Annotated in this window: 25 protein-coding genes; 11 read left to right on the top strand and 14 right to left on the bottom strand. The window is 63.8% G+C overall.

Annotated elements, in window-relative coordinates:
- The first annotated feature begins 77 nt into the window (after window positions 1-77).
- From ACIP1G_RS15855 to ACIP1G_RS15820, 8 genes are all read left to right on the top strand, one after another.
- Window positions 78-1,229 carry an amine dehydrogenase large subunit gene (locus tag ACIP1G_RS15855; RefSeq protein WP_400738672.1) on the top strand — a complete coding sequence of 384 codons (1,152 nt, stop codon included), beginning with the start codon at window positions 78-80 and terminating at the stop codon, window positions 1,227-1,229.
- A gap of 15 nt (window positions 1,230-1,244) precedes the next feature.
- Window positions 1,245-1,781, top strand: coding sequence for a MauE/DoxX family redox-associated membrane protein (locus ACIP1G_RS15850; protein ID WP_400738669.1), 537 nt, complete (start codon window positions 1,245-1,247; stop codon window positions 1,779-1,781).
- A gap of 4 nt (window positions 1,782-1,785) precedes the next feature.
- Complete coding sequence (gene mauD, locus ACIP1G_RS15845; RefSeq protein ID WP_400738666.1) at window positions 1,786-2,445, top strand: methylamine dehydrogenase accessory protein MauD; 660 nt, start codon at window positions 1,786-1,788, stop codon at window positions 2,443-2,445.
- A gap of 14 nt (window positions 2,446-2,459) precedes the next feature.
- Complete coding sequence (locus ACIP1G_RS15840) at window positions 2,460-2,981, top strand: methylamine dehydrogenase light chain (RefSeq protein WP_012271870.1); 522 nt, start codon at window positions 2,460-2,462, stop codon at window positions 2,979-2,981.
- Between the two features lie 4 nt (window positions 2,982-2,985).
- Complete coding sequence (locus ACIP1G_RS15835; RefSeq protein ID WP_400738663.1) at window positions 2,986-3,504, top strand: cytochrome C; 519 nt, start codon at window positions 2,986-2,988, stop codon at window positions 3,502-3,504.
- Between the two features lie 636 nt (window positions 3,505-4,140).
- Window positions 4,141-5,055 (top strand): transcriptional regulator FeaR, encoded by a 915-nt coding sequence (gene feaR, locus ACIP1G_RS15830; protein ID WP_400738661.1) that lies wholly within the window; start codon window positions 4,141-4,143, stop codon window positions 5,053-5,055.
- A gap of 215 nt (window positions 5,056-5,270) precedes the next feature.
- Window positions 5,271-5,669 carry a c-type cytochrome gene (locus ACIP1G_RS15825; RefSeq protein WP_400738658.1) on the top strand — a complete coding sequence of 133 codons (399 nt, stop codon included), beginning with the start codon at window positions 5,271-5,273 and terminating at the stop codon, window positions 5,667-5,669.
- A gap of 176 nt (window positions 5,670-5,845) precedes the next feature.
- The gene (locus tag ACIP1G_RS15820) at window positions 5,846-7,165 is read left to right on the top strand and encodes a hypothetical protein (RefSeq protein ID WP_400738655.1); all 1,320 of its coding nucleotides are present in this window, start codon (window positions 5,846-5,848) and stop codon (window positions 7,163-7,165) included.
- Window positions 7,166-7,317: 152 nt separating this feature from the next.
- Here the strand turns inward: ACIP1G_RS15820 and ACIP1G_RS15815 are convergent, their stop codons facing one another.
- Together ACIP1G_RS15815 and ACIP1G_RS15810 are read right to left on the bottom strand one after the other, a co-directional pair.
- Window positions 7,318-7,830, bottom strand: coding sequence for a nuclear transport factor 2 family protein (locus tag ACIP1G_RS15815; RefSeq protein ID WP_400738652.1), 513 nt, complete (start codon window positions 7,828-7,830; stop codon window positions 7,318-7,320).
- Window positions 7,823-8,956 carry an amidase gene (locus tag ACIP1G_RS15810; RefSeq protein ID WP_400738649.1) on the bottom strand — a complete coding sequence of 378 codons (1,134 nt, stop codon included), beginning with the start codon at window positions 8,954-8,956 and terminating at the stop codon, window positions 7,823-7,825. The genes ACIP1G_RS15815 and ACIP1G_RS15810 overlap by 8 nt, the downstream gene beginning before the upstream one ends.
- Before the next feature lie 146 nt (window positions 8,957-9,102).
- Between ACIP1G_RS15810 and ACIP1G_RS15805 the strand changes: the two genes are divergently transcribed.
- Window positions 9,103-9,582 carry a MarR family winged helix-turn-helix transcriptional regulator gene (locus tag ACIP1G_RS15805; protein WP_400738647.1) on the top strand — a complete coding sequence of 160 codons (480 nt, stop codon included), beginning with the start codon at window positions 9,103-9,105 and terminating at the stop codon, window positions 9,580-9,582.
- A 123-nt stretch (window positions 9,583-9,705) separates the two neighbouring features.
- Here the strand turns inward: ACIP1G_RS15805 and ACIP1G_RS15800 are convergent, their stop codons facing one another.
- From ACIP1G_RS15800 to ACIP1G_RS15755, 10 genes are all read right to left on the bottom strand, one after another.
- A complete protein-coding gene (locus ACIP1G_RS15800; protein ID WP_400738644.1) occupies window positions 9,706-10,203 on the bottom strand; it encodes a flavin reductase in 498 nt (165 codons plus the stop codon).
- Window positions 10,204-10,214: 11 nt separating this feature from the next.
- Window positions 10,215-11,174, bottom strand: coding sequence for a PDR/VanB family oxidoreductase (locus ACIP1G_RS15795; protein ID WP_400738642.1), 960 nt, complete (start codon window positions 11,172-11,174; stop codon window positions 10,215-10,217).
- 49 nt (window positions 11,175-11,223) lie between these two features.
- A complete protein-coding gene (locus tag ACIP1G_RS15790) occupies window positions 11,224-11,964 on the bottom strand; it encodes an SDR family NAD(P)-dependent oxidoreductase (RefSeq protein ID WP_400738639.1) in 741 nt (246 codons plus the stop codon).
- Window positions 11,965-11,974: 10 nt separating this feature from the next.
- Window positions 11,975-12,451, bottom strand: coding sequence for an aromatic-ring-hydroxylating dioxygenase subunit beta (locus tag ACIP1G_RS15785; protein WP_400738737.1), 477 nt, complete (start codon window positions 12,449-12,451; stop codon window positions 11,975-11,977).
- Window positions 12,451-13,734, bottom strand: a complete 1,284-nt coding sequence (locus ACIP1G_RS15780) for a Rieske 2Fe-2S domain-containing protein (RefSeq protein WP_400738636.1) — start codon at window positions 13,732-13,734, stop codon at window positions 12,451-12,453. The genes ACIP1G_RS15785 and ACIP1G_RS15780 overlap by 1 nt, the downstream gene beginning before the upstream one ends.
- A 16-nt stretch (window positions 13,735-13,750) precedes the next feature.
- Window positions 13,751-14,113 (bottom strand): IacB protein, encoded by a 363-nt coding sequence (locus ACIP1G_RS15775; protein WP_400738633.1) that lies wholly within the window; start codon window positions 14,111-14,113, stop codon window positions 13,751-13,753.
- A gap of 17 nt (window positions 14,114-14,130) precedes the next feature.
- Window positions 14,131-15,300, bottom strand: a complete 1,170-nt coding sequence (gene iacA / locus ACIP1G_RS15770) for an indole-3-acetate monooxygenase (RefSeq protein WP_400738630.1) — start codon at window positions 15,298-15,300, stop codon at window positions 14,131-14,133.
- Between the two features lie 768 nt (window positions 15,301-16,068).
- A complete protein-coding gene (catA, locus tag ACIP1G_RS15765) occupies window positions 16,069-17,004 on the bottom strand; it encodes a catechol 1,2-dioxygenase (RefSeq protein WP_400738627.1) in 936 nt (311 codons plus the stop codon).
- Window positions 17,005-17,047: 43 nt separating this feature from the next.
- Entirely contained in the window at window positions 17,048-17,338 is a 291-nt protein-coding gene (catC, locus tag ACIP1G_RS15760; RefSeq protein ID WP_252459797.1) for a muconolactone Delta-isomerase, read from the bottom strand.
- A 138-nt stretch (window positions 17,339-17,476) separates the two neighbouring features.
- On the bottom strand, window positions 17,477-18,598 hold the full coding sequence (locus ACIP1G_RS15755; protein WP_400738623.1) for a muconate cycloisomerase family protein: 1,122 nt from the start codon (window positions 18,596-18,598) through the stop codon (window positions 17,477-17,479).
- 135 nt (window positions 18,599-18,733) lie between these two features.
- On the opposite strand from ACIP1G_RS15755, the gene catR reads away from it, so the two are divergent.
- Window positions 18,734-19,606 carry an HTH-type transcriptional regulator CatR gene (gene catR, locus ACIP1G_RS15750; protein WP_400738620.1) on the top strand — a complete coding sequence of 291 codons (873 nt, stop codon included), beginning with the start codon at window positions 18,734-18,736 and terminating at the stop codon, window positions 19,604-19,606.
- A 125-nt stretch (window positions 19,607-19,731) separates the two neighbouring features.
- On the opposite strand, the gene ACIP1G_RS15745 is transcribed toward catR, so the two are convergent.
- Together ACIP1G_RS15745 and ACIP1G_RS15740 are read right to left on the bottom strand one after the other, a co-directional pair.
- The gene (locus ACIP1G_RS15745; protein WP_400738617.1) at window positions 19,732-21,138 is read right to left on the bottom strand and encodes an amino acid permease; all 1,407 of its coding nucleotides are present in this window, start codon (window positions 21,136-21,138) and stop codon (window positions 19,732-19,734) included.
- Window positions 21,139-21,213: 75 nt separating this feature from the next.
- Window positions 21,214-22,245 carry a histone deacetylase family protein gene (locus ACIP1G_RS15740; RefSeq protein WP_400738615.1) on the bottom strand — a complete coding sequence of 344 codons (1,032 nt, stop codon included), beginning with the start codon at window positions 22,243-22,245 and terminating at the stop codon, window positions 21,214-21,216.
- Between the two features lie 122 nt (window positions 22,246-22,367).
- Between ACIP1G_RS15740 and ACIP1G_RS15735 the strand changes: the two genes are divergently transcribed.
- Window positions 22,368-22,850, top strand: coding sequence for an Lrp/AsnC family transcriptional regulator (locus ACIP1G_RS15735; RefSeq protein WP_400738613.1), 483 nt, complete (start codon window positions 22,368-22,370; stop codon window positions 22,848-22,850).
- The last annotated feature ends 187 nt before the right edge of the window (window positions 22,851-23,037 follow it).

The following is a 23,037-nucleotide window of genomic DNA, read 5'->3' as shown; positions in this document are numbered from 1 at the left end:
ATCAGCGTTGCGGGCCAGGCGGCACACTGCAAAGGCTGCGATTTCTGCATAACCCATAACAACATCGGAGATAGCCAATGCGTCGCGTCGACAGGCTCAGCATCTCGGCAGCCCTGGCCTTGGCCCTGGCCGCAGTCACCAGCGCGGTGCGGGCCGACCTGCCCGCCGAAGAGATCGGCCACAACACCTTGCCGTTCCCGCCAGACCCTCACCGCGTCTACATCCTGGATGTGGACTTCAAGAACCCCATCGCCGGCAAGGTGGTGGTGGTCGACCCCAAGGCCAAGCGCATGCTCGGTATGACTACCAACGCCTTCGTCGCCCCCACCGCGCTGAGCCCGGACAACCGCACGCTGTATTCGGCCAATCTGTTCTACTCGCGCGGCACCTACGGCGAACGCAGCGATGTGCTGGTGGCCTGGGACACCCAGACCCTGCAGCCGACCTGGGAGGTTGTACTGCCGGCCAAGCGCGCCTCGACCCTTACCGAGAAGTACGCCATGGGCGTCAGCGCCGACAACAAGCTGGCCTATATCTTCAACCTCACACCCTCCACCTCGGTGACCGTGGTCGATACCCAGGCGCGCAAGGTCGCCAGCGAAGTGGCCATCAGCGGCTGCGTGCTCAACTACCCGGTGGGCAAGCGCAGTTTCGCCTCACTGTGCGGTGACGGCCAGCTGCTGGTGGTGACCCTGGATGACGCCGGCAAGGAAGTGTCGCGCACGCAAACACCGTTCTTCGACCCGAACAAGGTGCGCCTCAACGAACGCGCCATCGCCAATGGCGACACCTATTACTTCACCACCACCCAGGGCGAGGTGTACCCGGTGGCCTTCGAAGGCGGCAAGGCCAAGCCATTACCGACCTGGTCGCTGGTCAGCGACGAAGAACACAAGCAAGGTTGGGCACCGGGCGGCTGGCAGGCGCTGGCCGTGGCGCCGGGCCTGAACCGCCTGTATGCACTGATGCATGACCAGCACACCGACGGCAAATGGGAAGACCCGAGCACCACCATCTGGGCCTTCGACCTCAAGACCGGCAAGAAGCTCGGCAGCCTGGAGTCGCCCAAGCCGGTATGGAGCCTGCAGGCCAGCCACGACAAGGCACCGATCCTGGTAGCCACCGACCTGGAAGGCGGCGTGCAGTTCTTCGACCTCACCACCGGCAAGCACAGCGGCGCCATGGACCAGATCGCCGACACCCCTGTGCTCACCCTGGCCCCTTGGTAAGCAGGAGATCGCACCATGCTCGACCCTGTCCTCGTGATTGCCAGCAGCACGGCACTGGCCGCACTGCTGGCCAGCGCCGCCAGCCACAAGCTGCGTGACCGGCGCGCCTTCAATGCCATTGTGCGTGCTTATCAGTTGCTGCCGGCGCCTTTGGCGCCCTTCGCCACGGCCAGCCTTGCCCTGGCCGAACTGGCCCTGGCACTGGCCCTGCTGGTGCCCGCCTGGCGTGCCAGTGCGGCGCTGGGGGTGGCGCTACTGATGGCGCTGTACGCCAGCGCCATCAGCCTGAACCTGTGGCGTGGCCGCCGCGACATCGACTGCGGTTGCTCCGGCCCCGGTGCCGCGCAGCCACTGCGCGCGGTGTTGCTGCTGCGCAATCTGGTGATTGCCCTGCTGGCCGGCCTTGCCGCGCTGCCCATGGCCGAACGCGCCATGGGTGTGCTGGACATTTTTGTGGTGGTCGCGGCCGCAGCCGTGGCGCTGCTGCTTCATGTGGCGGTGGATGGCCTGCTGGCCAACCAGCCGCGCCTTGCCAAATTTACCGGGAGATAACCCCATGCAATTGCTTATCGCATCGAACATCCTGCTTTGGCTGCTGCTGATCGCGGTCGCCTTCACCGTCATGGCCCTGGTGCGCCAGATTGGTGTGCTGCACGGCCGCATTGCCCCAGCCGGGGCGCTGATGGTGGACAAAGGCGTGACGGTCAACGACCCGGCGCCACAAGTGACTGCCGCCGACCGCCACGGCCGCCCGGTGAACATCGGTTACCGCGGCGAGCGCTCGCAGCTGCTGTTCTTCCTCGCCCCGGGCTGCCCGGTGTGCAAGTCGCTGCTGCCAGCGGTGAAATCGATCGCCAAGGACAACAGCGGTTCGCTGGACGTGATCTATGTCAGCGATGGCGATTTCGCCGAACAACAGGCGCTGATCGAGGCCAACGGCCTGCAACAGGCCAGCTACGTGGTGGGCCCGGAAGTTGGCATGACCTACCAGATCGGCAAGCTGCCCTATGCCGTGCTGATCGACGCAGCCGGCACCCTGCGTGCCAAAGGCCTGGTCAACTCGCGCGAGCACCTCGACAGCCTGTTCGAAACCTTGCACCTGGGCAGCGCCAGCCTGCAGCACTACCTGCACGGCGACCAGCCGCACAGCCATGACCATGACCATGACCATGACCATGACCACGCCCACACTCACCAGCACAGCGCGCAGCACTGACCGCGGAGCCGACCATGAGTTTTCTCGACAAACTGTTTGAACGCTCCAGCCGCCATGTCGCCGACACCACCTCGCGGCGCAAGGTACTGGCGCGGCTGGGCTCGCTGATCGTCGCCGGTGCCGCCCTGCCGGTGCTGCTGCCAATCGACCGCACCGCCAAGGCCCTGGCCGCCGAGCAACCGAAGATGGGTGACCCAGGCGACCCGACCAGCTGCGACTACTGGCGCAACTGCTCGATCGACGGTTTCCTGTGCTCGTGCTGCGGGGGTTCGATCACCTCCTGCCCACCCGGTACCGAGGCCTCGCTGGTGACCTGGATCGGCACTTGCCGTAACCCGGCCGATGGCAAGAACTACATCATCTCGTACAACGACTGCTGCGGTAAGCACGCCTGCGGCCAGTGCGCCTGCTCGCGCAACGACGACGAACAACCGCTGTACCGGCCGTTCAACAACAATGACATCAACTGGTGCCTGGGTGCGGCGTCGAAGATCTACAACTGCACGGTCACCATCATCCGTGGCGTGGCGGTGTAGCGCCATGCGCGGCGTGATGGTGTTACTGCTCCTGTGCCTGCTGGCCCCCGTGGCCCAGGCCAGGACCCTGCCCAACCCCAACCAGCGGCCAGCCCCCGGCAACGAAGTACCGCCAGTACCCATTGCCCAGGCTGGTTACTCGGTGCCGGTGAACTACCAGCTGCAGTGTGCCGGCTGCCACCGCGACCGTGGTGAAGGCTCGGCGGCCAACGACACCCCGCGCATGCAGGGCTTTGTCGGCAACTTCCTGCGGGTGCCCGGTGGCCGCGAGTTCCTGGTGCGGGTGCCGGGTATTTCGCAGTCTGCACTGAATGACCAGCAAATTGCCGACTTGCTCAACTGGTTGCTGGCGCGCGATGGCATGGCCGGTAACAGTTCACCGGAGCAGTGGCCGGCCTATACAGGTGTGGAAGTACACCAGCTACGGCAGCAGAGCATGTTGAACCTGCCCAATGTTCGAGCAGGATTGATCGAGAACATGCGGGCCAGGGGCATTGCCATCGGCGACGGGCTTGGTCATTGAAGAAGTACGCAAGCGTTGTGCCTTTTAGCCCGCCCGCTCAGCGGGCTTTTTTGTGCCGGTTTGAGCCGGTGTGTGGATTGAGAGGTGTTCGCCGTGACAGGTTTGCCGCCTGTGAGATCGAGCGCCGCCCGCGCGGCGCTTCGCAGCACAAGGCTGCTCCTACATCTGTTTCGGGCCAATTATTCCTGGGAAAGCGGAGCGCGGCCCCTTGTCTTCCACCTCGATATCGTGCCGGACAAACAAGGCGGTCGCGTGCATTGGCACAGGCGTTACTGGCCAGAAATAGATGTAGGAGCAGCCTTGTGCTGCGAAGCGCCGCGCGGGCGGCGCTCGATCTCGGCACCACCCCAAGAGCCAAGGCAGGCACCTGTTAGCCACCACACCAGAAACACCAGGTGGGAAATATATGCACAATCTTGCGCGAACAATCACTTATAAAACAGTCGTCCTTTCTTCAAACAAAAGCAAAACGAAAGTTTATATTCATATAAATCAACATCTTATTGTAGTCCATAGACGCAAAGCACGATACAAGGGCCCGCTTTTTGCTTGAATATTCAAGTGATTTTTAAACCTTCAACCCACACCAAGAGTCGCCCAAGCGACCCGTTTCAACGTTACCCGTGCGAGGCCCCCATGATCCCTGCAACCCGCATTACCGACGACCGTTTCCAGTCCTGGCTCAGCCAGGTCAACGAAGCCTGTGGCCACTTCAGCGGCCGCAAGCTCGACCCAGGGTTCGTCGGCCAGCTCGAAAAGTGCCAGGCAGGCCAGATCTCCATGAGCATCGTCGACATGACCCAGGTACACCTGTTCCGCGGCCCGCGGGAAATCCGGGCCAGCGGTGCCGACAATTACTATGCCGTGCTGCAGATGGCCGGCACCTCGCACATCGAACACCAGGGCGCACGTATTGAACTCCAGGCCGGCGACCTGACGCTGATCGACGCCAGCACCCCGCTGGACATGCACTTCCATCAACGCTCACGGCAACTGTCGCTGATCCTGCCACGCGCCCAAGTGGAAAGCGGCACCCGTGGCAGCGGCGTGGCCTGCGCCAAACGCATCGAGGCGCAAACGCCGCTGGCCAGCATGGCCCGGCTGATGATGCTTGAGACCGGGCGTACCCGGCACATGGCCGACCACGAAAGCCAGGCCGTGCTCGACGCGCTGATCGCCCTGCTGCGCCCGGCCATCAGCCAAGACGCCGTGCCCGGCAGCCACGAGCGCATGTTCCGCAAGGCGCTGGCGTTGATCGACCAGCGCATTACCTGCGAACAACTCACACCCGAGTTCATTGCCCGTGAGGTAGGCATCTCGATGCGCAGCCTGTACCGCATCTTTGCCAAGCACGGGCTGGTGATTGCCCAGTACATCCGCAACCGCCGCCTGGACTTCTGCGCCGAGCACCTGCGCAACCCGGCGATGGACCAGAAGGTATCGTCGCTGGGGTATGCCTGGGGGTTTTCTGATTCGAGCTATTTCAGCACCGCGTTCAAGGCGAGGTTTGGGGTGACGCCTGGGGAATATCGGCGCCGGCATGCCAATTGACCGGCAACCTGTCCCGGCCTCTTCGCGGGTAAACCCGCTCCTACGGGGGGCAGTGATATCCCTGTAGGAGCGGGTTCACCCGCGAAGAGGCCGGCACCAGCAACCCATTTGGCAAGCCCAGCAAACAGCCTGGCAGACTCAGCAAAACCCGCAATGAGTTACTGCCGCACAATCACGCCAAATACCAACAAGAACCCACCCAGGATCCATGCGTGATGCCTACCTTCGCCCCCCACAAGCTCGCAATCCCCTTCCTGCTCGCCACCCTGGCCAGCCCCCTTGCCCTGGCCGAAGACTGCGCCGCGCCCCAGCGCCAGCAGGGCGAACAGGTATTCGCCCGGGACTGCGCAGCCTGCCATTCGGCACAAAAGGACGGCCCGATCATGATGGGCCCCAACCTGCACGACGTGGTCGGCCGTACCCCCGGCAGCGTGCCGGGCGCCAACTACTCGCAGGCCATGAAAAACCGCCAGGCCAGCTGGACGGCGCAAGCCATCGGCACCTTCATCGAGCAGCCGCAAACCGCCGTCCCCGGCACCTACATGCCCTATGCCGGGCTGCCGGATGCCGGCGAGCGCCAGGCGGTGACCTGCTTCCTTGCCGGGCTCAAGTAGCCCCCACCAAAGCATCCCCACCAAGGCCCCTTCATGGGGCCTTGTGCTTTTTACCGCCTTGGCACAGCGCCAAAGGCAACTGGCAGCCAGGGCAAAAGCCCGCGCCGGGGCTTCCTGCATGATCGCTGGCATGTCTTCAGGACTTCTGCCAAACCCATAACAAAGGAAGCCAGACCATGCACCACCGCCCATTCCGCCTCACCTTGGCCGCGCTACTGGCCGGGGTTTCGCTGGGTACCTGCGCGCAGGAGCTGTACAGCGATGCCGAGCGCCACCTGAACGCCAATGTGGAGGCCGTGTTCGGTGTATTCCACAGTGAGGAAAGCTACGCCATCGCCCGCGACCAACCCGGCTCCACCTCATGGCGTGAGGGCTACATCAAGTACGGCCTGAGCGGCGATCAGCGCCTTGGCAGCGTCGGTTCGCTGTACGGTGCTTTCGCCCTGCTCAGCTCGGGCACCTGGGGTGACGGCGACGCCGCCGGCTTCAGCGATGGCAGCGAGCGCACCACCAAGATCGAGGACGCCTACCTGGGCTGGAAGTCAGGCTACCTGGTACCGTTGCTTGGCGAGGATGGCATCGACCTTTCGTTCGGCAAGCAGATGATCGCCGTGGGCGATGGTTTCCTGATCCAGGGCGATTCGCTGAACGTTGGCCGTGGCCTGGCGGACGGTGAGTTCAACCGTGGCGGCGCGTACTACCTGGCCGCACGCAAAAGCTTCGACAAGACCGCCGTGCTGCGCCTGGGGGGCAGCAAGGGCTGGCGCGGTGACCTGATGTGGCTGCAATCGGACAACCGCGCCCAGGCCAACACCGAAATGCACGTGGCTACCCTGGAGCATGTGGCAGATGCGGGCACAGTCGGGCTGACCTACATCGGCACCACCCACGTCGACGAACAGTACGCCTCACCGCTGCAGCAGGAACGCGACGGTATGAAAACCTACAGCATTCGTGGCCAGGGCAATGCCGGGGTGGAGAACCTGTTCCTGTCCGGCGAATATGCCAAGCAGGACAAGCCGCAGACGGCCACTGAAGACGCCTGGTACCTCGAGGCTGGCTGGACCTTCGCTGACCTGCCTTGGGCACCCAACGTCAGCTACCGCTACAGCCGGTTTTCCGAGCAGTACGACACCCTGTTCACTGGCGTTGGCCGCGGCCTGGGCACCTGGTTCCAGGGGGAGGTGGCAGGTAACTATGCCGGGCCGTTCAACAGCAATGCGCGGATCCAGAAAGTGGGGCTGACGGTAAGCCCGACGCCGTCGCTGAATGTGGGGGTGATGGGCTTCAAGTTCGACACCCTCGATCGCAGCCTGGGCAACGTGGATGGCCACGAGGTGGACCTGTATGCGGAGTGGACCATCAACGAGCACCTGATGGTGGTGCCGCTGGTGGGGCTGTACACACCTGAGCGCAGTGCCGAGCAAGGGGGTACACAGTTGGGCAATGACAATAACAACCTGTATAGCCAGGTGGTGTTTGTCAGCACCTTCTGAACAACGGGCGCAGATTCCTTGTAGGAGCGGCCTTGTGTCGCGATCGGGCCGCAGAGCGGCCCCAGGCTTTCAGCCATGATGCATGAATTGCTGGGGCCGCTCCGCGGCCCGATCGCGACACAAGGCCGCTCCTACAGAGACCGCGTCATGGCTTAGTTAGTGGGGACCGGTAAAGGCGCCTCAGAATTCCACGCGCTGACCGGCCGGCTGAACTGGTTCTCGGTCTGGAAAAGCGCCATGCGCCAGCGCCCCTCCTCCAGCGCAAACCGCACCGTCAGCCGCGCAGCATTCAGGTGCGAGGCACCATCGGCAAAAGTGCTGGTCTGCAACATCACCCAGCGCCCCAGCCCCTGCTCGCCGTCCATCTCGATCACCTCGCTGGTGAGGAAATGCACGTTCAAGGCAAAGTGCGCCGGGGTTTTCATGTAGGTGGCGAACATTGTCCGAATCGCCTCGCGGCCACGGTAGCCGCCGAAGCTGGCGGCATAGCGGGCGCCCTTGCCCTCCCACACGGCATCATGGGTGAACAACCCGGCCAGCTCATCCAGCGGCGTGTCGGCATCCAGTTGGTCACACAGTTCCATGTAGCGATTGATGCATACGCGAACGGCCTGCTGGTGCTCAAACACCTGCAGGCGGGCCTGCAACTCAAGCACATCAGTCATTGCTGCCCCCGGTGCCGCCATACAGGTTGATCAGCAAGCGCTCGGCCACTGCCAGCAGCTTCTCGTCGGCACCTTTGGCCGCCACCAGTTGCAGGCCCACCGGCAGGCCGGCTTCGCTGCCCAGCGGAATACTCAGCGCCGGGTGCCCGGACAGGTTGAACGGCCGCACCAGCGAGGTCATGCCCAGCACCGCGCGGGTGTCGCTGGCCTCCTCCAGGCGCAGCGGGAAGTCCGGCATGGTCGGCAATGCCAGCACATCGTATTGAGCCAGGGCTTGATCGACCTCGTCGGTAAAGCGTTGGCGCACAGCCTCCGCCTCGGCCAGCGCCGCGTCACTGGTCTGCCCGGCTGCGGCCAGGCGCCCGGCGATGTCGCTGCCAACCTTGCCGGTTTCCAGCAGATGGCCGCAGGCCTGGAAGGTTTCGCAGTTGATCACCACCATGCCTGCCTCATAGGCAGCGCCAAAGTGCTTGAGTTCGACATTGCCCAGCGCCAGCCCACTGGCGCTGAGTGCACCGTGCACCGCCTTGTGGATGCCCGCCTCGGCGGTCACCCGCAGCACACCGATGCGCGCCTTGGCTGGCACCTGGGCGGGGACGAAAGTGGGGTCGATCATGCCCATGGCGCGCACCAGCATCGGCAGGCTCGCGGCGAACGGGCCAACGCAGTCGAGGCTACTGTAGGCCGGCATCACTCCTTGGCGGCTGACCCGGCCAAAGGTCGGCTTGAGGCCAAACACTCCACAGCAACAGGCCGGTACGCGTACCGAGCCACCGGTGTCGGTGCCCAGGCTGAAATCGACCAGGCCTGCCGCCACGGCGGCGGCCGAGCCACTGGACGAGCCACCGGGAATGCGCCCCGGGAAGCGCGGGTTGGCCGCCGTGCCGGTGTGGCGGTTGATGCCGGTGGTGCCGAAGGCCAGCTCGTGCAGGCCGACCTTGGCGGTCAGCCGTGCACCGGCGGCCAGCAGGTGGCTGACCACCTCGGCATGCTGCTCGGCCAACGGCGCATCCTCCAGCGCCTGGCTGGAGGCACGTGTCGCAGTACCGGCGACGTCGATGGTGTCCTTGATGGCGACCCGCGGGCCGCTGCCACCCAGGTCGAGGGTTTCTACGATTATTGTCATTGTCATGCCACCCTTTGAAAAATGGATGCGCGCCAAATACTTGAAATGTCAACTGAACATTCCAGCAATCCGGCGCGGCTTGGTTATAGCCAAATGCGCGGAAACGTCTATGATGTCGCGACTATTTCCGCACTAGTAGTGAAGCGATGAGCACCTCGAAGAGCAAAAGCCATAGCCACCACGACCCGGCCAGCGATGAATTTCGCAAGGAAGATTTCCCCTTCTACTGGCTGGCCCGTGTACACGGCCGCTATACCCAGAACATGGAGCGCCTGCTGAAGAAGATCGACCTCGACGTGCCGCGCTGGCGCGTGCTGTGGATCCTCAACGAGAACGGTGAATCGAGCATTTCAGAAATCTCCACCCATGCCATTGCCAAGCTGTCGACCATCACCAAGATCGTCTACCGCATGAAGGACGATGGCCTGGTCGACACCGCGCCCAGCCCTGAGGACGGCCGCGTGACCCAGGTGCGCATCACCGAGGCCGGCTTGCAGAGCATCGCGCGCATGCAGGATGTGACCCGCGACCTGTTCCAGCGCAGCTTCAAGGGGCTGACCGAGGCGCAGGTGCAGCGGTTGAACAAGATGCTCGAAGTGGTTTTCCATAACCTGGATACCTTCTAAACAGGCTTTTCACGCCCTTGTAGGAGCAGCCTTGTGCTGCGAAAGGGCCAGTACCGCCACAGCAGATGTGTTGTCGCAACCGGCCCTTTCGCAGCACAAGGCTGCTCCTACACAGGTACGCGGTCAGCAGGCCTTGGAGCCTTCGCACACCCGGTGATAAGCCCGGTTGAAATACACCAGCCCGTCATCCGCACCACCCTGGCGGATATCCTGGATCTCGCAGTAGAAGATGCTGTGCGAGCCCACTTCATGCACCTGGGCAATGCGGCAGTCGAAGTTCACCAGCGCCTCCTGCATCACCGGCGCGCCGCTCTCCAGCACCGTCCACAAGGTCGAGGCAAAGCGCTCTTCCATGCTCAGGTTGCGGTTGGCGAAAGCCCCGGACAACTCCTGGTGGGTGCCGGCCAGCACGTTCACGCACAGCGCGCCGTTGGCCTTGAACTGCTCGTTGGAATACGAAGCGCGGTTCATGCACACCAGCAAGGTGGGCGGTGAGTCGGTCACGCTGCACACCGCCGAAGCCGTGAAACCGAAGCGCCCGGCAGGGCCATCGGTGGTGATGACCGAGACGGCGCCACCGAGCAGGGCCATCGCATTGCGAAAACGGGTTACCTCTACCATGGTCATGCTCCTCAGATATCCAGCACCAGCTTGTTCGACTTGGCCCGCGAGCAGCACACCAGGATCTGGTCGTTCGCGGCCTTTTCTTCATCGGTCAGGTACACATCGCGGTGGTCCGGCTCGCCCTCCAGCACTTCGCACATGCAAGTGCCGCACACCCCCTGCTCGCAGGAAATGTCGATGCGGATGCCCACCTGCGCCAGGGCATCGAGGATGGTCTGGCCCTCGGCGACCTGCACGGTTTTGTTGCTGCGCGCAGCGACCACTTCGAAGCCTTGGCCAGTGGCGTCGACCTCGACCTGGAAGTACTCCTTGTGGATGTGGTCCTCGGCGTAGCCCTGCTGGCGGGCGCCAGCGATTACCCAGTCCATGAACCCCGACGGGCCGCAGGTGTACATATGCGTACCGGCTACGCCAGCGCCAAGCACGTCCGCCAGGTTCAGGCGCTGGGCGGCATCCTCATCATCGAAATGGGTAACCACCCGTGCCGCGAACGGCGCCTTGGCCAGCGCGTCGAGAAAGGCACTGCGGCTGCGTGAACGCCCGCAGTAATGCAGCTCGAAATCGGCGCCCTGCTGGTGCAGGGCATGGGCCATGGCGATCATCGGCGTAATGCCGATGCCGCCGCCCAGCAGGATCGAGCGGGTGGCATCGGCTGCCAGCGGGAACAGGTTGCGCGGCGTGCTGATCTGCACCTCGCGCCCTTCCACCAACGCCTCATGCACACCCAGCGAGCCGCCACGGGAAGCCGGGTCCTTCAATACGCCCAGGCGGTAAACCGTGGCATCGGCCGGGTCGCTGCACAGCGAATACTGGCGCACCAGGCCTGGCGCTACGTGGATATCCACGTGTGCACCGGCCTCGAAAGCGGGCAAGGCGGCGCCGTCGGCACGCCCCAGGTCGAGCACGACCACGTCGGCCCCTTGGATTTCGCGCTTGCGCACGACTACGTTCAACAATTGTTCATTCATGCTCGGTGTCCTGTAGTAGCCAGGGGCGCGCGTGGGCGCCCCGTGAATGTCAACGCATGAACAGGCCGCCGTTCACGTCCCAGGTCGCCCCGGTGGTGAAATAGGCCTCAGGCCGTGCCAGCTGCACGATCAGGTCGCCGAGGAAGTCGGCATCACCCAGGCGCTGTACCGGAATGTTGGCCAGCAGGCCCGGCAGGCGTTCGGCCGGTACTGCGGCATGCACCGCCGGCGAGTCGATCGGGCCGGGGGCAATGGCATTGACGGTGACGCCACGGGCGGCGAATTCCTTGGCGAAGACCTTGGTCAGGGTGACGATGGCGCCCTTGCTCGCCGCGTAGTGCGCGCCGGTGGCGGTGCCGCCGTTTTGCCCGGCCAGCGAGGCCATGTTGATGATCCGCCCATAGCCGGCCTCGGCCAGGTACGCGCCGAACACCTGGCAGCCGAGGAACACGCTGCGCAGGTTAAGGCCGACCACGGCGTCGAACTCTTCCGGGCTGATTTGCATCAGTGGCGTGGTCTTGGTCACAGCGGCGTTGTTCACCACTACGTGCAAGGCACCGAAGTGCTCCAGTACCTGGGCCAGGGCCTGCTCGAAATCGGCCTTGCTGCCGACATCAAGCTTTACCGCCAAGGTACGCCCACCCTGCCCTTGCAGCTGTTCGGCGGCAGCCTGGGCCTGGCCCAGGTCGCGGTCCGACACCACCACGTCAAAGCCTGCAGCCAGCAGCCGGGCGCAGAAGCGCTGCCCCAGGCCTTGGCCGGCACCGGTTACCAATGCGACTTGGTTCATGGCCCGGCCCTCAGAGGATGTAGCCGATACCGGCGAGGGTATCGTCGCTGTTGATCAGGCTGATCACCTTGCGGTGGATCCTGAACCCGCCCTCGGCACGCACCAAGGTGTAGAAAAGGTCGGCGCTGTAGTGCTTGAGGCTTTCCTTGCGGAACTCGCGCACGTTCTGCGCGGCGCGCACAGTGACGTTGACACCGTCGTCAGCCAGCACGCGGATACGCGAAATGCTGCGCACGGTACGCGGCTGCGGGCTGGTGGAGATCGACTCGCCACCGATCAGCCGCTGCACGCGCAGGCCACGCATGTGGTGGTCGTCATAGGCGTAGTTGAGGGTGTTCTCGTAGTCGGTTTCCTTCGGATCGATCGGGATGATGTACGTGCCCTTCTCGGTCCACAGGTTCAACCAGGCGTCGTACTCGCCATGGTCGAGCATGTCGCCTTCCTGCCAGATGAACGCGGTCACTTCATTGAACAGATTCAGGTTCATCATTTGGCCTCCGCGGTCATCATCTTCTTCCACTGCTGGTACGCCGCGCGCATGCCGGTCTCGGCGCTGACGTCGGAAATCAGGCCATCGGCGCTGGGTTTCTCGCCCGGCAGGCCACGGTTGAGCATGATCCACAGGTCCTCACCGGCGCGGGCGCCCTTCTGTACGCGCTCCCAGGCTTCAGAGTCGTCCGGCGTGCCGAAACCCATCGGCCCCTGGAAGTGCTCGTGCAGGCGCAGGCGGTAGCGGTTGGCCGCCGCTGGGCCGCCGTCCATGGTGATCACCGCGTGGTGGATTTCGGTTTCAGTGACCGAAATCGGCTGCAGCACGCGGAAGAACGCCATCGAGCAGGCAACGTTGGGGAACAGGTTGAGGTTGAAGCCCGAACCACCGACTGCGCGGACGATACGGCGTACCTGCTGCTCGTCGATGCCTTCGTCACGCAGCTCGGCGGCCAGGCTTTCGAAGCGCTCCGGGATTGGTTTGTCGAGGTCGGCTTCCAGGTCGACCAGTTCGGGGATCATCACCATTACGCTGTGGCCGTTGCCCAGGTCCTCGACGTAGCCGGGGCCTTTGACAAAGTCGAACAGCTCCAGGGTCTGCTCGTCGACCGAGGACAGGAAGCTTTTGTGCACCAGCGGGAAGTGGTAGGCGTCGGTGGTGTTTTCCAGCTGGATCTTCCAGTTGCCGGGGAAGCGGAAGCGGTGTTCGCCCGGCACCTTGATGCCATAGCCGGCGCCCTGCTTCATGAACAGGTCCATCCACTTCTTCGCCGCGCCAAGGAAGTCTTCCAGCGGTTCGATGTCATCCTTGAAGGTGGCGAAGACCATGCCGGCGTAGCTTTCGGTGCGCAGGCTGACCAGCGGCAGTTCGGCCTTGTCGATGCAGTCGCCGTAGCTTTCCGGGTGCGGGATGCCGCGCAGCGAGCCGTCGAGGGCATAGCCCCAGCCGTGGTACGGGCAGACGAAGCTATTGGTCTTGCCCTTCTTGTGCTCGCACACGGTGGCGCCACGGTGGCGGCAACGGTTGAGCAGCACGTTGATGGCCTTCTTGCGGTCGCGCACCACGATCACCGGCTGCTTGCCGATGTAGGTGGTCTTGTAGCTGCCGGCCTCGGGGATTTCGCTTTCATGGGCGACCCAGATCCAGGTGCTGTGGAAGATCTTTTCCAGTTCGGCATCGAACAGCGCCGGGTCGGTGTACAGGGAGGTGTGGACGCGGTCGTGCTGCACCAGCTCGGCCGGGTCGATTGCCAGGTTGATGGCGGGGATCAGGTTGCTCACGGGGTTATTCCTCTTCTCAGGCGCGCTGGATGATCAGTTCACGGCCGACACGGGCCTCGACCTTGGCGTAGCGCCACAGCTTGTACGGCCCCTCGCCCACCGCCGTGGTGCGGAACAAGTTGCAGGCGGCGTGCACGGTTTCGAGGTTGGGCACATCGGCCAGCAGGTAGGTGGTCCAGGGGAAGCCGTCGGACGGCCCGACCATGGCCTGGTCGTCGTCCATGTTGCCCAGCACGCGTACCCCGGGCAGGTCGTGGATGCCGTTCCACATGGCGCTGAAGGCGGCCCACACTTGCAGCTGCTCTTCGCGCGGGGCATCGAAGAAGTTCTGGTTGATGCCCATGCAGAACAGCACGCGCAAGGCTTTGGTGTCGCTCATGACAAATCTCCCGAGGGTTACAGGTAGCCCGGCAGGGGCTGCTTGCCGAAGAACATGGCTCCGGCGTTCTGGTAGGTGACATCGCCCATGAAGGCGTGCTGGGTGACCACTTGCGCGTCATTGACGCAGCGCGCCAGCGGGCTTTCGTTGTAGATGCCGGTCATGCCCGACAGCAGCTGCGCGCTGCGCGCCACTTCGGCGGCGACGCGGGCGGCATGGGTCGAGGACAGGCGCAGCAGGTTGGTCACCTCGACCGGCACCGGGTCTCCGGCCAGCACGTGGCCCCAGGCCTGCTCGATGGCTTCGTAGAAGAACGCCCGCGCCGAACGCAGCGCGGCCTCGGCCTTGGCCACGTCGACCTGGGCCAGCGGCCGGTCGGCCAGGGCCGGCGCGCCGGTAACCGAAATACGCCCGCTGGCCATGCCCGACAGTTCGTCCAGCGCAGCGCGGGCGATGCCCAGGCCGACCACCGACAACACCTGGGTAGCGAACGACAGCGACGGGTAGCGGAAGAACGGCTCGTCCAGATTCGGCTTGCCGCCGCGCACGAAGGTCCACTGCTCGCCGACCCGCACATCCTCGACCACCAGGTCGTGGCTGCCAGTGCCGAGCAGGCCGACGGTGTCCCAGGTTTCCTCGATGCGCGCCTGGCTGCGTGGCAGCACTGCCAGGCGCGGCAGGTCGAGCTTGTCGCCATTGCGCGGGGTGATGCCGACGCCAACGATGTCGGCGCCCATCGAGCCGCTGGAGTACTTCCAGCGGCCGTTGACCTTGAAACCACCAGGCACGGTCTCGGCCGGCTGTGGCGGGAAGATGCCACCGGCAAACACGGTGTCGGGGCTGTTGCCGTAGATCTCGGCGATGGTTTCCAGCGGCAGCGCCGCCAGGTACACCGGGCTCATGCCGAAGCTGGCGACCCAGCCGGCGGAGCCGTCGGCGTGGGCGATGCGTTCGATCATTTCGCAGAAGGCGGCCGGTGAGCATTCCAGCCCACCGAAGCGCTTGGGCACCAGGGCGCGGTATACGCCGTGGGCCTTGAACGCATCGATCACGTCGCGGGAAATGTGGCGCTGGCGATCGAACTCGCCGAGGCGGGCACGATCACGCACGCCGTCAAGCAAGGCCTCAAAGGCAGGGCCGCAGGCAAGCGCCGACACGGGCGCATCACGCAGGCAAAGCGAATCCATGGATTTTCTCCGTCTCAGGCGCGGTTCGGGTGGTAAGGCTGGGGATGGCAGGCAGGGCTGGCCGTTGGCAAGCACCGGCCACGCAGGGAAGCGAAGGCAGGTTGGGGCGGCATATCTGTCTCTCTTGTTTTGGGTGCCGGTGACAGATATTTGCGATTATTTACGTGAATTGTCAATTGAATTTTCACGTTAAAAAGCCCGCTGCGGAAGTGGGGTTAGGGCTTCCGGGTGTATGGTTTGGGATTTTGGTTGATGCACAGATCGAGCGCCGCCCGCGCGGCGCTTCGCAGCACAAGGCTGCTCCTACATCTGTTTCGGGCCAGTTATTCCTGTCCCAGGTGGGTGGCAGCCTTGGTGCTTGGCTGGAGAACGATGAAGAGCAACGGCGTTCCCTTCGATATTGAATGGAACACACAAGGCGGACAGCGGTGACCTCACAGGAGTGACTGGCCCGAAACAAACGTAGGAGCGGCTTTAGCCGCGAAGCGCCGCGCGGGCGGCGCTCGATCTCACAGGCGATAAAAATGCTGTGCCAGGCACCTCTCAGCCGAGATGCTTTATAAGAGCAGACAGCAAAAAGCCCAGGCCCTCCCCGCACGGAAAGGCCCAGGCAAAAAAGTAATACTCAAGTCATGCGCAAAAGCTGTAGGAGCGGCCTTGTGTCGCGATGGGCCGCGCAGCGGCCCCAGACATTCGCGTCACAGCAACGATAGCCGGGGCTGCTGCGCAGCCCTATCGCGACACAAGGCCGCTCCTACAAGGGGTTGCTTAACCTTCTTGCAACGCACGCGGGCGATGGCTACGCGCCTCGGCCTCTGGCGCCTTGGCCGCCTGCAGGTGGAAGTCGAACGCCAGCTCGGCAAAACGCTCACCTTGCACACCACGATCGTGCGCCGCCGCAGCATCCTCGATAAAGCGCAGGTCGCCGATCAACCCGTCACGGGTGGCGTAGGCAAAGTCATCCCACAGGTACTGGTCACCGGCGAAGTTGATCTGGGTAGTCAGGTGGCGGTGCCCCGGTGCCGAGATGAAGAAGTGTACGTGCGCCGGGCGCTGGCCATGGCGGCCGAGCAGGTCCAGGCATTCCTGGGTCGGGCCCTGCGGGTCGCAGCCGTACCCCGACGGCACGATCGAGCGCGCGCGGTAGCGGCCGTCGGCATCGGTGATGATGCGGCGGCGCAGGTTGTATTCGGACTGGGTCGAATCGAAGTACGAATAGGTGCCCTGGGTGTTGGCGTGCCAGAGGTCGACGGTGGCACCGGCCAGCGGCTTGCCATCAGCATCGAACACCTGGCCCTGGAGGAACATCACCACGCCCGGGTCGGTGCCATCGTCCATGCGAGCTTCGCCTTGCGCCAGCGGCGCCCCGGCAACGTACAGCGGGCCTTCGATGGTGCGCGGGGTGCCACCGCCAAGGCCGGCCTCGGCGTCCTTGGCGTCCTGCAGCAGGTCGAGGAAGTGCTCGATACCCAGGCCGGCAGCCAGCAGACCGGCCTCGTTACGGCCACCCAGGCGGTTGAGGTAATCAATGGCGTGCCAGAACTCGTCCTCGGTGATTTCCAGGTCTTCGACCAGGCGCGCGGTGTCTTGCAGCACACGCAGGATGATCTGCTTGAAGCGCGGGTTGCCTTCGGCGTGGTCCAGGCCAGCAACCTGGTTGAAGAAGGCTTGAATGTCGGCAGTGTGGGAAATTTTCACGGTCATCGTGCTCACCTCATATTGTTCTTGTCAGGCAGACAGGTGCTAATCAGCGGTCGTCGCTGTGGATCGACGAGGGGTGCCGGCACAGGCCGTCGACCTCGATGTCCATGTACGGGAACAGCGGCAGCTGCATCAGGGTGTCGTGCAGCGCCTCGACGCTCGGCACATCGAACACGCTGTAGTTGGCGTAGTGCCCGGCAATGCGCCACAGGTGGCGCCAGGTGCCTTCGCGTTGAAGGCGCTGGGCCAGTTCCTTTTCGTCGGCCTTGAGCTTGGCGGCCTTGGCCGGGTCCATGTCGACCGGCAGTTTCACGGTCATCTTCACGTGGAACAACATGCGGATATCTCCTTTCTCTGCTCAGGCTCGGACACTGTGGGAGCGGCTTCAGCCGCGAACACCGGCAAAGCCGGTGCCATCCAGCGCGTCGCCTGCTTCGCGGCTAAAGCCGCTCCCACAGGGGTTTTGTGTGTGCGTTTAGTGCCGGGCGAAACGTGCCAGGCGCTGTTCGTCCAGGGTCAGGCCCAGGCCTGGGGTACGTGGAATGTGCAGCTGGAAGTCGTGGTACTGCGGCGGCTCGTTGACGATTTCCTCGGTCAGCAGCAGCGGCCCGAACAGCTCGGTGCCCCAGGTCAGCTGGCGCAAGGTAAGGAAGGCATGGGCCGAAGCCAGGGTGCCGATCGAGCCTTCGAGCATGGTGCCGCCATACAGGGCGATACCGGCGGCCTCGGCGATTTGCGCAGTACGTAGCACGGCGCGCGGACCGCCGTTCTTGGCGATTTTCAGGGCGAAGATGCTGGCGGCGCCGTCGGCGGCCAGGCTGAAGGCATCTTCAACACTCTCGATCGACTCATCGGCCATGATCGGTGCCGGGCTGCGCTGGTTCAGGCGTACCTGGCCACCGCGGTTGATGCGCGAAATCGGTTGTTCGATCAGGTCGATGCCATTGTCGCCGAGCACCTGGCAGGCACGGATGGCCTGGGACTCGTCCCAGTACTGGTTGACGTCAACCCGCACACTGGCGCTGTCGCCCAGCTCGCGCTTGATTGCCACCACGTGCTTGAGGTCCTGCTCCACCGGGTTGGCGCCGATCTTCAGCTTGAACACCCGGTGCCGGCGGATTTCCAGCATGTGCTGGGCTTCGGCAATGTCGCGGGCGGTGTCGCCGCTGGCCAGGGTCCAGGCCACTTCCAGGCTGTCGCGCACGCGGCCACCCAGCAGTTCGCTGACTGGCAGGCCCAGGCGCTTGCCCTGGGCATCGAGCAAGGCGCTTTCGATACCCGACTTGGCAAAGGTATTGCCCTTGGCCAGCTTGTCCAGCTTGAGCATGGCGGCGTTGATGTTGTCTGCCGGCAGGCCGATCAGCGCCGGGGCCAGGTGCGCGTCGATATTGGCCTTGATGCCCTCGGGGCTTTCGTACCCGTAGGCCAGGCCACCGATGGTGGTGGCCTCGCCGATCCCTTCCACGCCATCGCTGCAGCGTACGCGCAATACCACCAGGGTCTGCTGCTGCATGGTGTGCATCGCCAGCTTGTGCGGGCGAATGGTCGGCAGGTCGACGATAATTGCATCAATACGTTCAATCAGCGCGCTTGTCATTGTTGCCAGGTCCCGTCAGGTCGGGCTGCCAGTTGCAGGCCCGAATGGTGCATTTACTTGATTGTTCAAGGATTGCGCGAGACCCTGATGGGCGTCCAATATCAAATGAATCTCCCACCATACCCTGGAGGTCTGATGGAGCTGCGCCACCTGCGTTACTTCAAGGTCCTGGCCGAGACCCTGAACTTCACCCGCGCCGCCGAGCTGCTGCACATTGCCCAGCCACCGCTGAGCCGGCAGATCAGCCAGCTCGAGGACCAGCTCGGCACCTTGCTGGTAGTGCGCGAGCGCCCGCTGCGGCTGACCGAGGCCGGGCGCTTCTTCTACGAGCAGACTTGCACCGTGTTGCAGCAGCTGCAGAACATCAGCGACAACACCCGCCGCATCGGGCATGGCCAGCGCCAGTGGCTGGGCATCGGCTTCGCGCCTTCGACCTTGTATACGGTGCTGCCGGAGCTGATCCGCGAACTGCGCCAGGACAGCGAACTGGAACTGGGGCTAAGCGAGATGACCACCTTGCAGCAGGTGGAGGCGCTGAAGAGCGGGCGCATCGATATTGCCTTCGGGCGCATTCGCATCGACGACCCGGCCATTCACCAGCAGGTGCTGTGCGAGGACCCGCTGGTGGCCGTGCTGCCCAAGGGCCACCCGCTGGCGGGCAGCCCGCTCAGCCTCGCCCAGCTGGCCGGCGAAGCGTTCATCCTCTACCCGGCCAACCCCCGGCCCAGCTATGCCGACCACATACTGGCGCTGTTCGCCCACCACGGCATGAGCATTCGCGTCAGCCAGTGGGCCAATGAATTGCAGACGGCCATTGGCCTGGTGGCGGTGGGTGTCGGCATCACGCTGGTGCCGGCCTCGGTGCAACAGCAGCACCGTACCGATATCGAGTATGTCGGCCTGCTGGATAGCGGCGCCGTCAGCCCGATCATCCTCAGCCGGCGCAAGGGGGATGTGAGCCCGATCGTGCAGCGTTGCCTGGCGTTGATCGAACAGCAGGCGGTATGAACAAACCACGTACCCTGTAGGAGCGGCTTTAGCCGCGAACACCGGCGAAGCCGGTGCCATGCACCGCGTTGGATTCTTCGCGGCGGTTCGGCGCCCCGATGAACCCGCTCCCACAGGTAGTTTGCTCAGGTGCGTGACTCGCTGCGCCGGCGGTAGGCCAGCAACAGGAACACAAACCACAACGGCATCACGCACAGCGCCAGCCGGGTATCCGGTTGCAGCGCCAGCAGCACTAGCACGAAACCGAGAAAGCCCAGGGTAACGACCGCCGTAACCACCCCGCCCGGCAACTTGAACTGCGAGGCCTGGTGCGCGGCCGGGTTGCGCTTGCGGTAGGCAAGGTACGCAGCCAGGATCATCGACCAGGTGAAGATCACCAGAATCGCCGAAACCGTCGAAATCAGCGTGAACACCGTCATCACCTCGGGAATGATGAACAACAGGCTCAAGCCGATCAGCATGCACACCCCGGAGAACAACAAGCTGTACAGCGGCACGCTGAGGCTCGACAGCCTGGCGAAGATGCCCGGTGCGTTGCGTCGCTCGGCCAGGCCGAACAGCATACGGCAGCCCGAATACACCCCACTGTTGGCCGAAGACGCCGCCGAAGTCAGCACCACGAAGTTGATCATGCCGGCCGCCGCCGGGAAGCCGGCCAGCAGGAACAGCTCGACGAACGGGCTGCGGTTGGCTGGCACTTCGGCCCACGACACCACGCTGATGATGCACACCAGCGCCAGGATGTAGAACAGCAGGATGCGCAGCGGGATGGTGTTGATCGCCTTGGGCAGCGAGCGATGCGGGTTCTTCGCCTCGGCCGCCGTGGTGCCGATCAACTCGGTACCGGCGAACGAGAACACGGCAATCTGGAACCCGGCAAAGAAGCCGCTGATGCCATGCGGCAGCACCGCGCCGGGTGCGACCACGTTGGACAGCGAGGCTACCACGCCATTGGGCGAGGTATAGGACGTGGCGATCATCACGGCGGCGGTGATGATCAGCAGGACGATGGCAACGATCTTGATGATGCCGAACCAGAACTCCACCTCGCCGAAAACCCGCACCGCCAGCATGTTCAACCCTAACAGCACAAACAGGGTGAAGAACGCCGGCACCCAGGCAGGTAGATCGGGGTACCAGAACTGGAAGAACCCGGCCACCACCACCACGTCACCGACCACCGCCACGCTCCAGCTCAGCCAGTACGACCAGCTCAGCACAAAGCCGGCACGCGGGCCCAGGTAATGGGCGACGATGTCGGCGAACGACTTGAAGCGCAGGTCGGACAACAGCAGCTCGCCCATGGCGCGCATGACGAAGAACACGAAGAAGCCAAGGATGGCGTAGACCAGCAGGATCGAGGTACCGGACAGCGCGATCACCTTGCCCGAGCCCATGAACAGGCCGGTGCCGATGGCGCCACCAATGGAAATCAGCTGGATGTGACGGTTTTCCAGCGTACGTTGCAGGTGCCCGTCACGGGCGGGCTCTGCGGGTTTGCTTTGCTCAAGGCTTGCGGACATGTCTTGCATGGGCGACCTCTTGTTATTGTTGGTCTGCTAGTCGTACTGCGCCGTGGCCAGCCTTGCCACGGCCTGGCGCGCAGATCAGCGTGCGTTTTCGAAGCCTTGCAGGGTGTTCACCGCATTGATGCCGATTTCATCGACCATGTAGCCGCCCTCCATCACGAACAGGGTCGGGATACCGGCACTGGCGATTTCGGCCCCCATGCGCAGGAAGTCCGCGCTGGTGAGCTTGAAGTGGCTGATCGGGTCGTCCTCGAAGGTGTCGACGCCAAGCGACACCACGAGGAATTCGGGCCGGTGCGCGACGATGCGCTTGAGCGCGTCCTGCAGGGCCAGCTGGTACTGTGCCCAGAGCGTGCCTTTGCCCAGTGGGTAGTTGGCGTTGAAGCCTTCGCCCGCCCCCGCGCCCTGCTCATGGGCGTAGCCGGAGAAATACGGGTAGGACACGTGCGGGTCGCCATGCAGCGAGGCGAAGAAAACATCGGGGCGATCGTAGAAGATGTTCTGCGTGCCGTTGCCGTGGTGGAAGTCCACGTCCAGCACGGCCACGCGCTTGGCACCCTGGCTCAGGCAGCGCTCGGCAGCAATGGCGGCGTTGTTCAGGTAGCAATAGCCGCCCATGTACTCGCGGGCGGCATGGTGCCCCGGCGGTCGGCACAGGGCGAAAGCACTGTCGGCGCCATCGATGATGCGCTGCATGCCGGTAAGCGCGACGTTGGCACTGCTGCGCACGGCCTCCCAAGTACCCGCGGTGATCGGCGCACCGGCGTCCATGGCATAGAAGCCCAGCTTGCCATCGATGAAGCCGGGCTCACGGTCGATGGCCAGGTCGCGTACCGGCCACACCAGTGGCAGGGCGTCGTGGGTCTTGCCGGTGGCGGCCCATTCCGACCAGGCATTTTCCAGGAAGCTCACGTAGCGCTCGCTGTGCGCCGCCACGTAGCAGGCGCGGTCGAAGGCCTGCTCTGAAATCACATCACCCAGGCCGGTACTCTGTACCCGCGCCAGCACGGTATCGGCGCGCTGGGGGTTTTCGAACGAGGGCGTTATCGCGCCATCCTTGAGTTCCGAGCCATGGTGCAAGCGGTGGTTGTTGCTAAAGACTGTCAGCACGCGAATGTCCTTTTTCAAGGGTTACCGGATAACCAATTTTCGCGAGGTAACGCTGAAAATGCTTTGCTTTATGCTCAGTCAAACCGGATGCTTGAGCAAAACATTCACAGGGCTGGCCACCTATGAGCAAAGCTTTTGCTATCGAAGAACTGGACGATACCGACCGCGAGCTGCTTCGCCTGCTGCAAGAGGACGGCACCCTGTCGAGCGCGGCGCTGGGCGAGCGCCTGTCGATGACCGTGACGCCTTGCTGGCGGCGGCGCAAACGGCTGGAAGAGCTGGGTATCATCAAGGACTACCAGGCCAACCTCGACCGCAGGAAGCTGGGGTACGACGTGATGGCGTTTGCCCAGGTACGTTTTGGCAACCACTCTGCCGAGGCGCCGGATGAGTTCGAACAGGTGATCCTCAAGCTGCCGCAGGTGCTGTCGTGCCACAAGGTGACCGGCGAGGCTGACTATGTGCTGACAGTGTTGGCGACGGACCTGGAGAGTTATGGGCGGTTTGTCGAAGAGGTGTTGCGCAGGCAACCGGGGATTGCCTCGATCCAGTCGAGCCTGGCGTTGCGGGAGGTTAAGGCGGTTTCGCGGATACCCGTTTCCTGAAAACCCTACCCGGCCTGCTTTTTCCAGGAGCAGCTATGTAATGCAAATCTGAAGCCTTCCCGAGTCCCTGTAGGAGCGGCTTTAGCCGCGACAGGGCCGGGCCTGCCGGCCAATTTCTACCGGCCATTCACCGCCGCAGCCGCCACCGCATTCGCGGGTAAACCCGCTCCTACATTGACCTGTGGTG

This window comes from Pseudomonas sp. NPDC089392, from assembly GCF_044749595.1.
Lineage (GTDB): Bacteria > Pseudomonadota > Gammaproteobacteria > Pseudomonadales > Pseudomonadaceae > Aquipseudomonas.
This window is presented reverse-complemented; position numbering and strand designations above follow the sequence as displayed.

Coding starts and splice junctions, on each gene's coding strand:
- ACIP1G_RS15735 (WP_400738613.1), top strand. CDS start 22,368: ATGAGCAAAGCTTTTGCTATCGAAGAACTGGACGATACCGACCGCGAG.
- ACIP1G_RS15835 (WP_400738663.1), top strand. CDS start 2,986: ATGCGCGGCGTGATGGTGTTACTGCTCCTGTGCCTGCTGGCCCCCGTG.
- ACIP1G_RS15785 (WP_400738737.1), bottom strand. CDS start 12,451: ATGAACCTGAATCTGTTCAATGAAGTGACCGCGTTCATCTGGCAGGAA.
- catC (WP_252459797.1), bottom strand. CDS start 17,338: ATGTTGTTCCACGTGAAGATGACCGTGAAACTGCCGGTCGACATGGAC.
- ACIP1G_RS15855 (WP_400738672.1), top strand. CDS start 78: ATGCGTCGCGTCGACAGGCTCAGCATCTCGGCAGCCCTGGCCTTGGCC.
- ACIP1G_RS15840 (WP_012271870.1), top strand. CDS start 2,460: ATGAGTTTTCTCGACAAACTGTTTGAACGCTCCAGCCGCCATGTCGCC.
- ACIP1G_RS15815 (WP_400738652.1), bottom strand. CDS start 7,830: ATGACTGATGTGCTTGAGTTGCAGGCCCGCCTGCAGGTGTTTGAGCAC.
- ACIP1G_RS15850 (WP_400738669.1), top strand. CDS start 1,245: ATGCTCGACCCTGTCCTCGTGATTGCCAGCAGCACGGCACTGGCCGCA.
- feaR (WP_400738661.1), top strand. CDS start 4,141: ATGATCCCTGCAACCCGCATTACCGACGACCGTTTCCAGTCCTGGCTC.
- ACIP1G_RS15795 (WP_400738642.1), bottom strand. CDS start 11,174: ATGAATGAACAATTGTTGAACGTAGTCGTGCGCAAGCGCGAAATCCAA.
- ACIP1G_RS15745 (WP_400738617.1), bottom strand. CDS start 21,138: ATGCAAGACATGTCCGCAAGCCTTGAGCAAAGCAAACCCGCAGAGCCC.
- ACIP1G_RS15755 (WP_400738623.1), bottom strand. CDS start 18,598: ATGACAAGCGCGCTGATTGAACGTATTGATGCAATTATCGTCGACCTG.
- ACIP1G_RS15800 (WP_400738644.1), bottom strand. CDS start 10,203: ATGGTAGAGGTAACCCGTTTTCGCAATGCGATGGCCCTGCTCGGTGGC.
- ACIP1G_RS15810 (WP_400738649.1), bottom strand. CDS start 8,956: ATGACAATAATCGTAGAAACCCTCGACCTGGGTGGCAGCGGCCCGCGG.
- ACIP1G_RS15820 (WP_400738655.1), top strand. CDS start 5,846: ATGCACCACCGCCCATTCCGCCTCACCTTGGCCGCGCTACTGGCCGGG.
- iacA (WP_400738630.1), bottom strand. CDS start 15,300: ATGGATTCGCTTTGCCTGCGTGATGCGCCCGTGTCGGCGCTTGCCTGC.
- ACIP1G_RS15775 (WP_400738633.1), bottom strand. CDS start 14,113: ATGAGCGACACCAAAGCCTTGCGCGTGCTGTTCTGCATGGGCATCAAC.
- catR (WP_400738620.1), top strand. CDS start 18,734: ATGGAGCTGCGCCACCTGCGTTACTTCAAGGTCCTGGCCGAGACCCTG.
- ACIP1G_RS15825 (WP_400738658.1), top strand. CDS start 5,271: ATGCCTACCTTCGCCCCCCACAAGCTCGCAATCCCCTTCCTGCTCGCC.
- ACIP1G_RS15790 (WP_400738639.1), bottom strand. CDS start 11,964: ATGAACCAAGTCGCATTGGTAACCGGTGCCGGCCAAGGCCTGGGGCAG.
- catA (WP_400738627.1), bottom strand. CDS start 17,004: ATGACCGTGAAAATTTCCCACACTGCCGACATTCAAGCCTTCTTCAAC.
- mauD (WP_400738666.1), top strand. CDS start 1,786: ATGCAATTGCTTATCGCATCGAACATCCTGCTTTGGCTGCTGCTGATC.
- ACIP1G_RS15805 (WP_400738647.1), top strand. CDS start 9,103: ATGAGCACCTCGAAGAGCAAAAGCCATAGCCACCACGACCCGGCCAGC.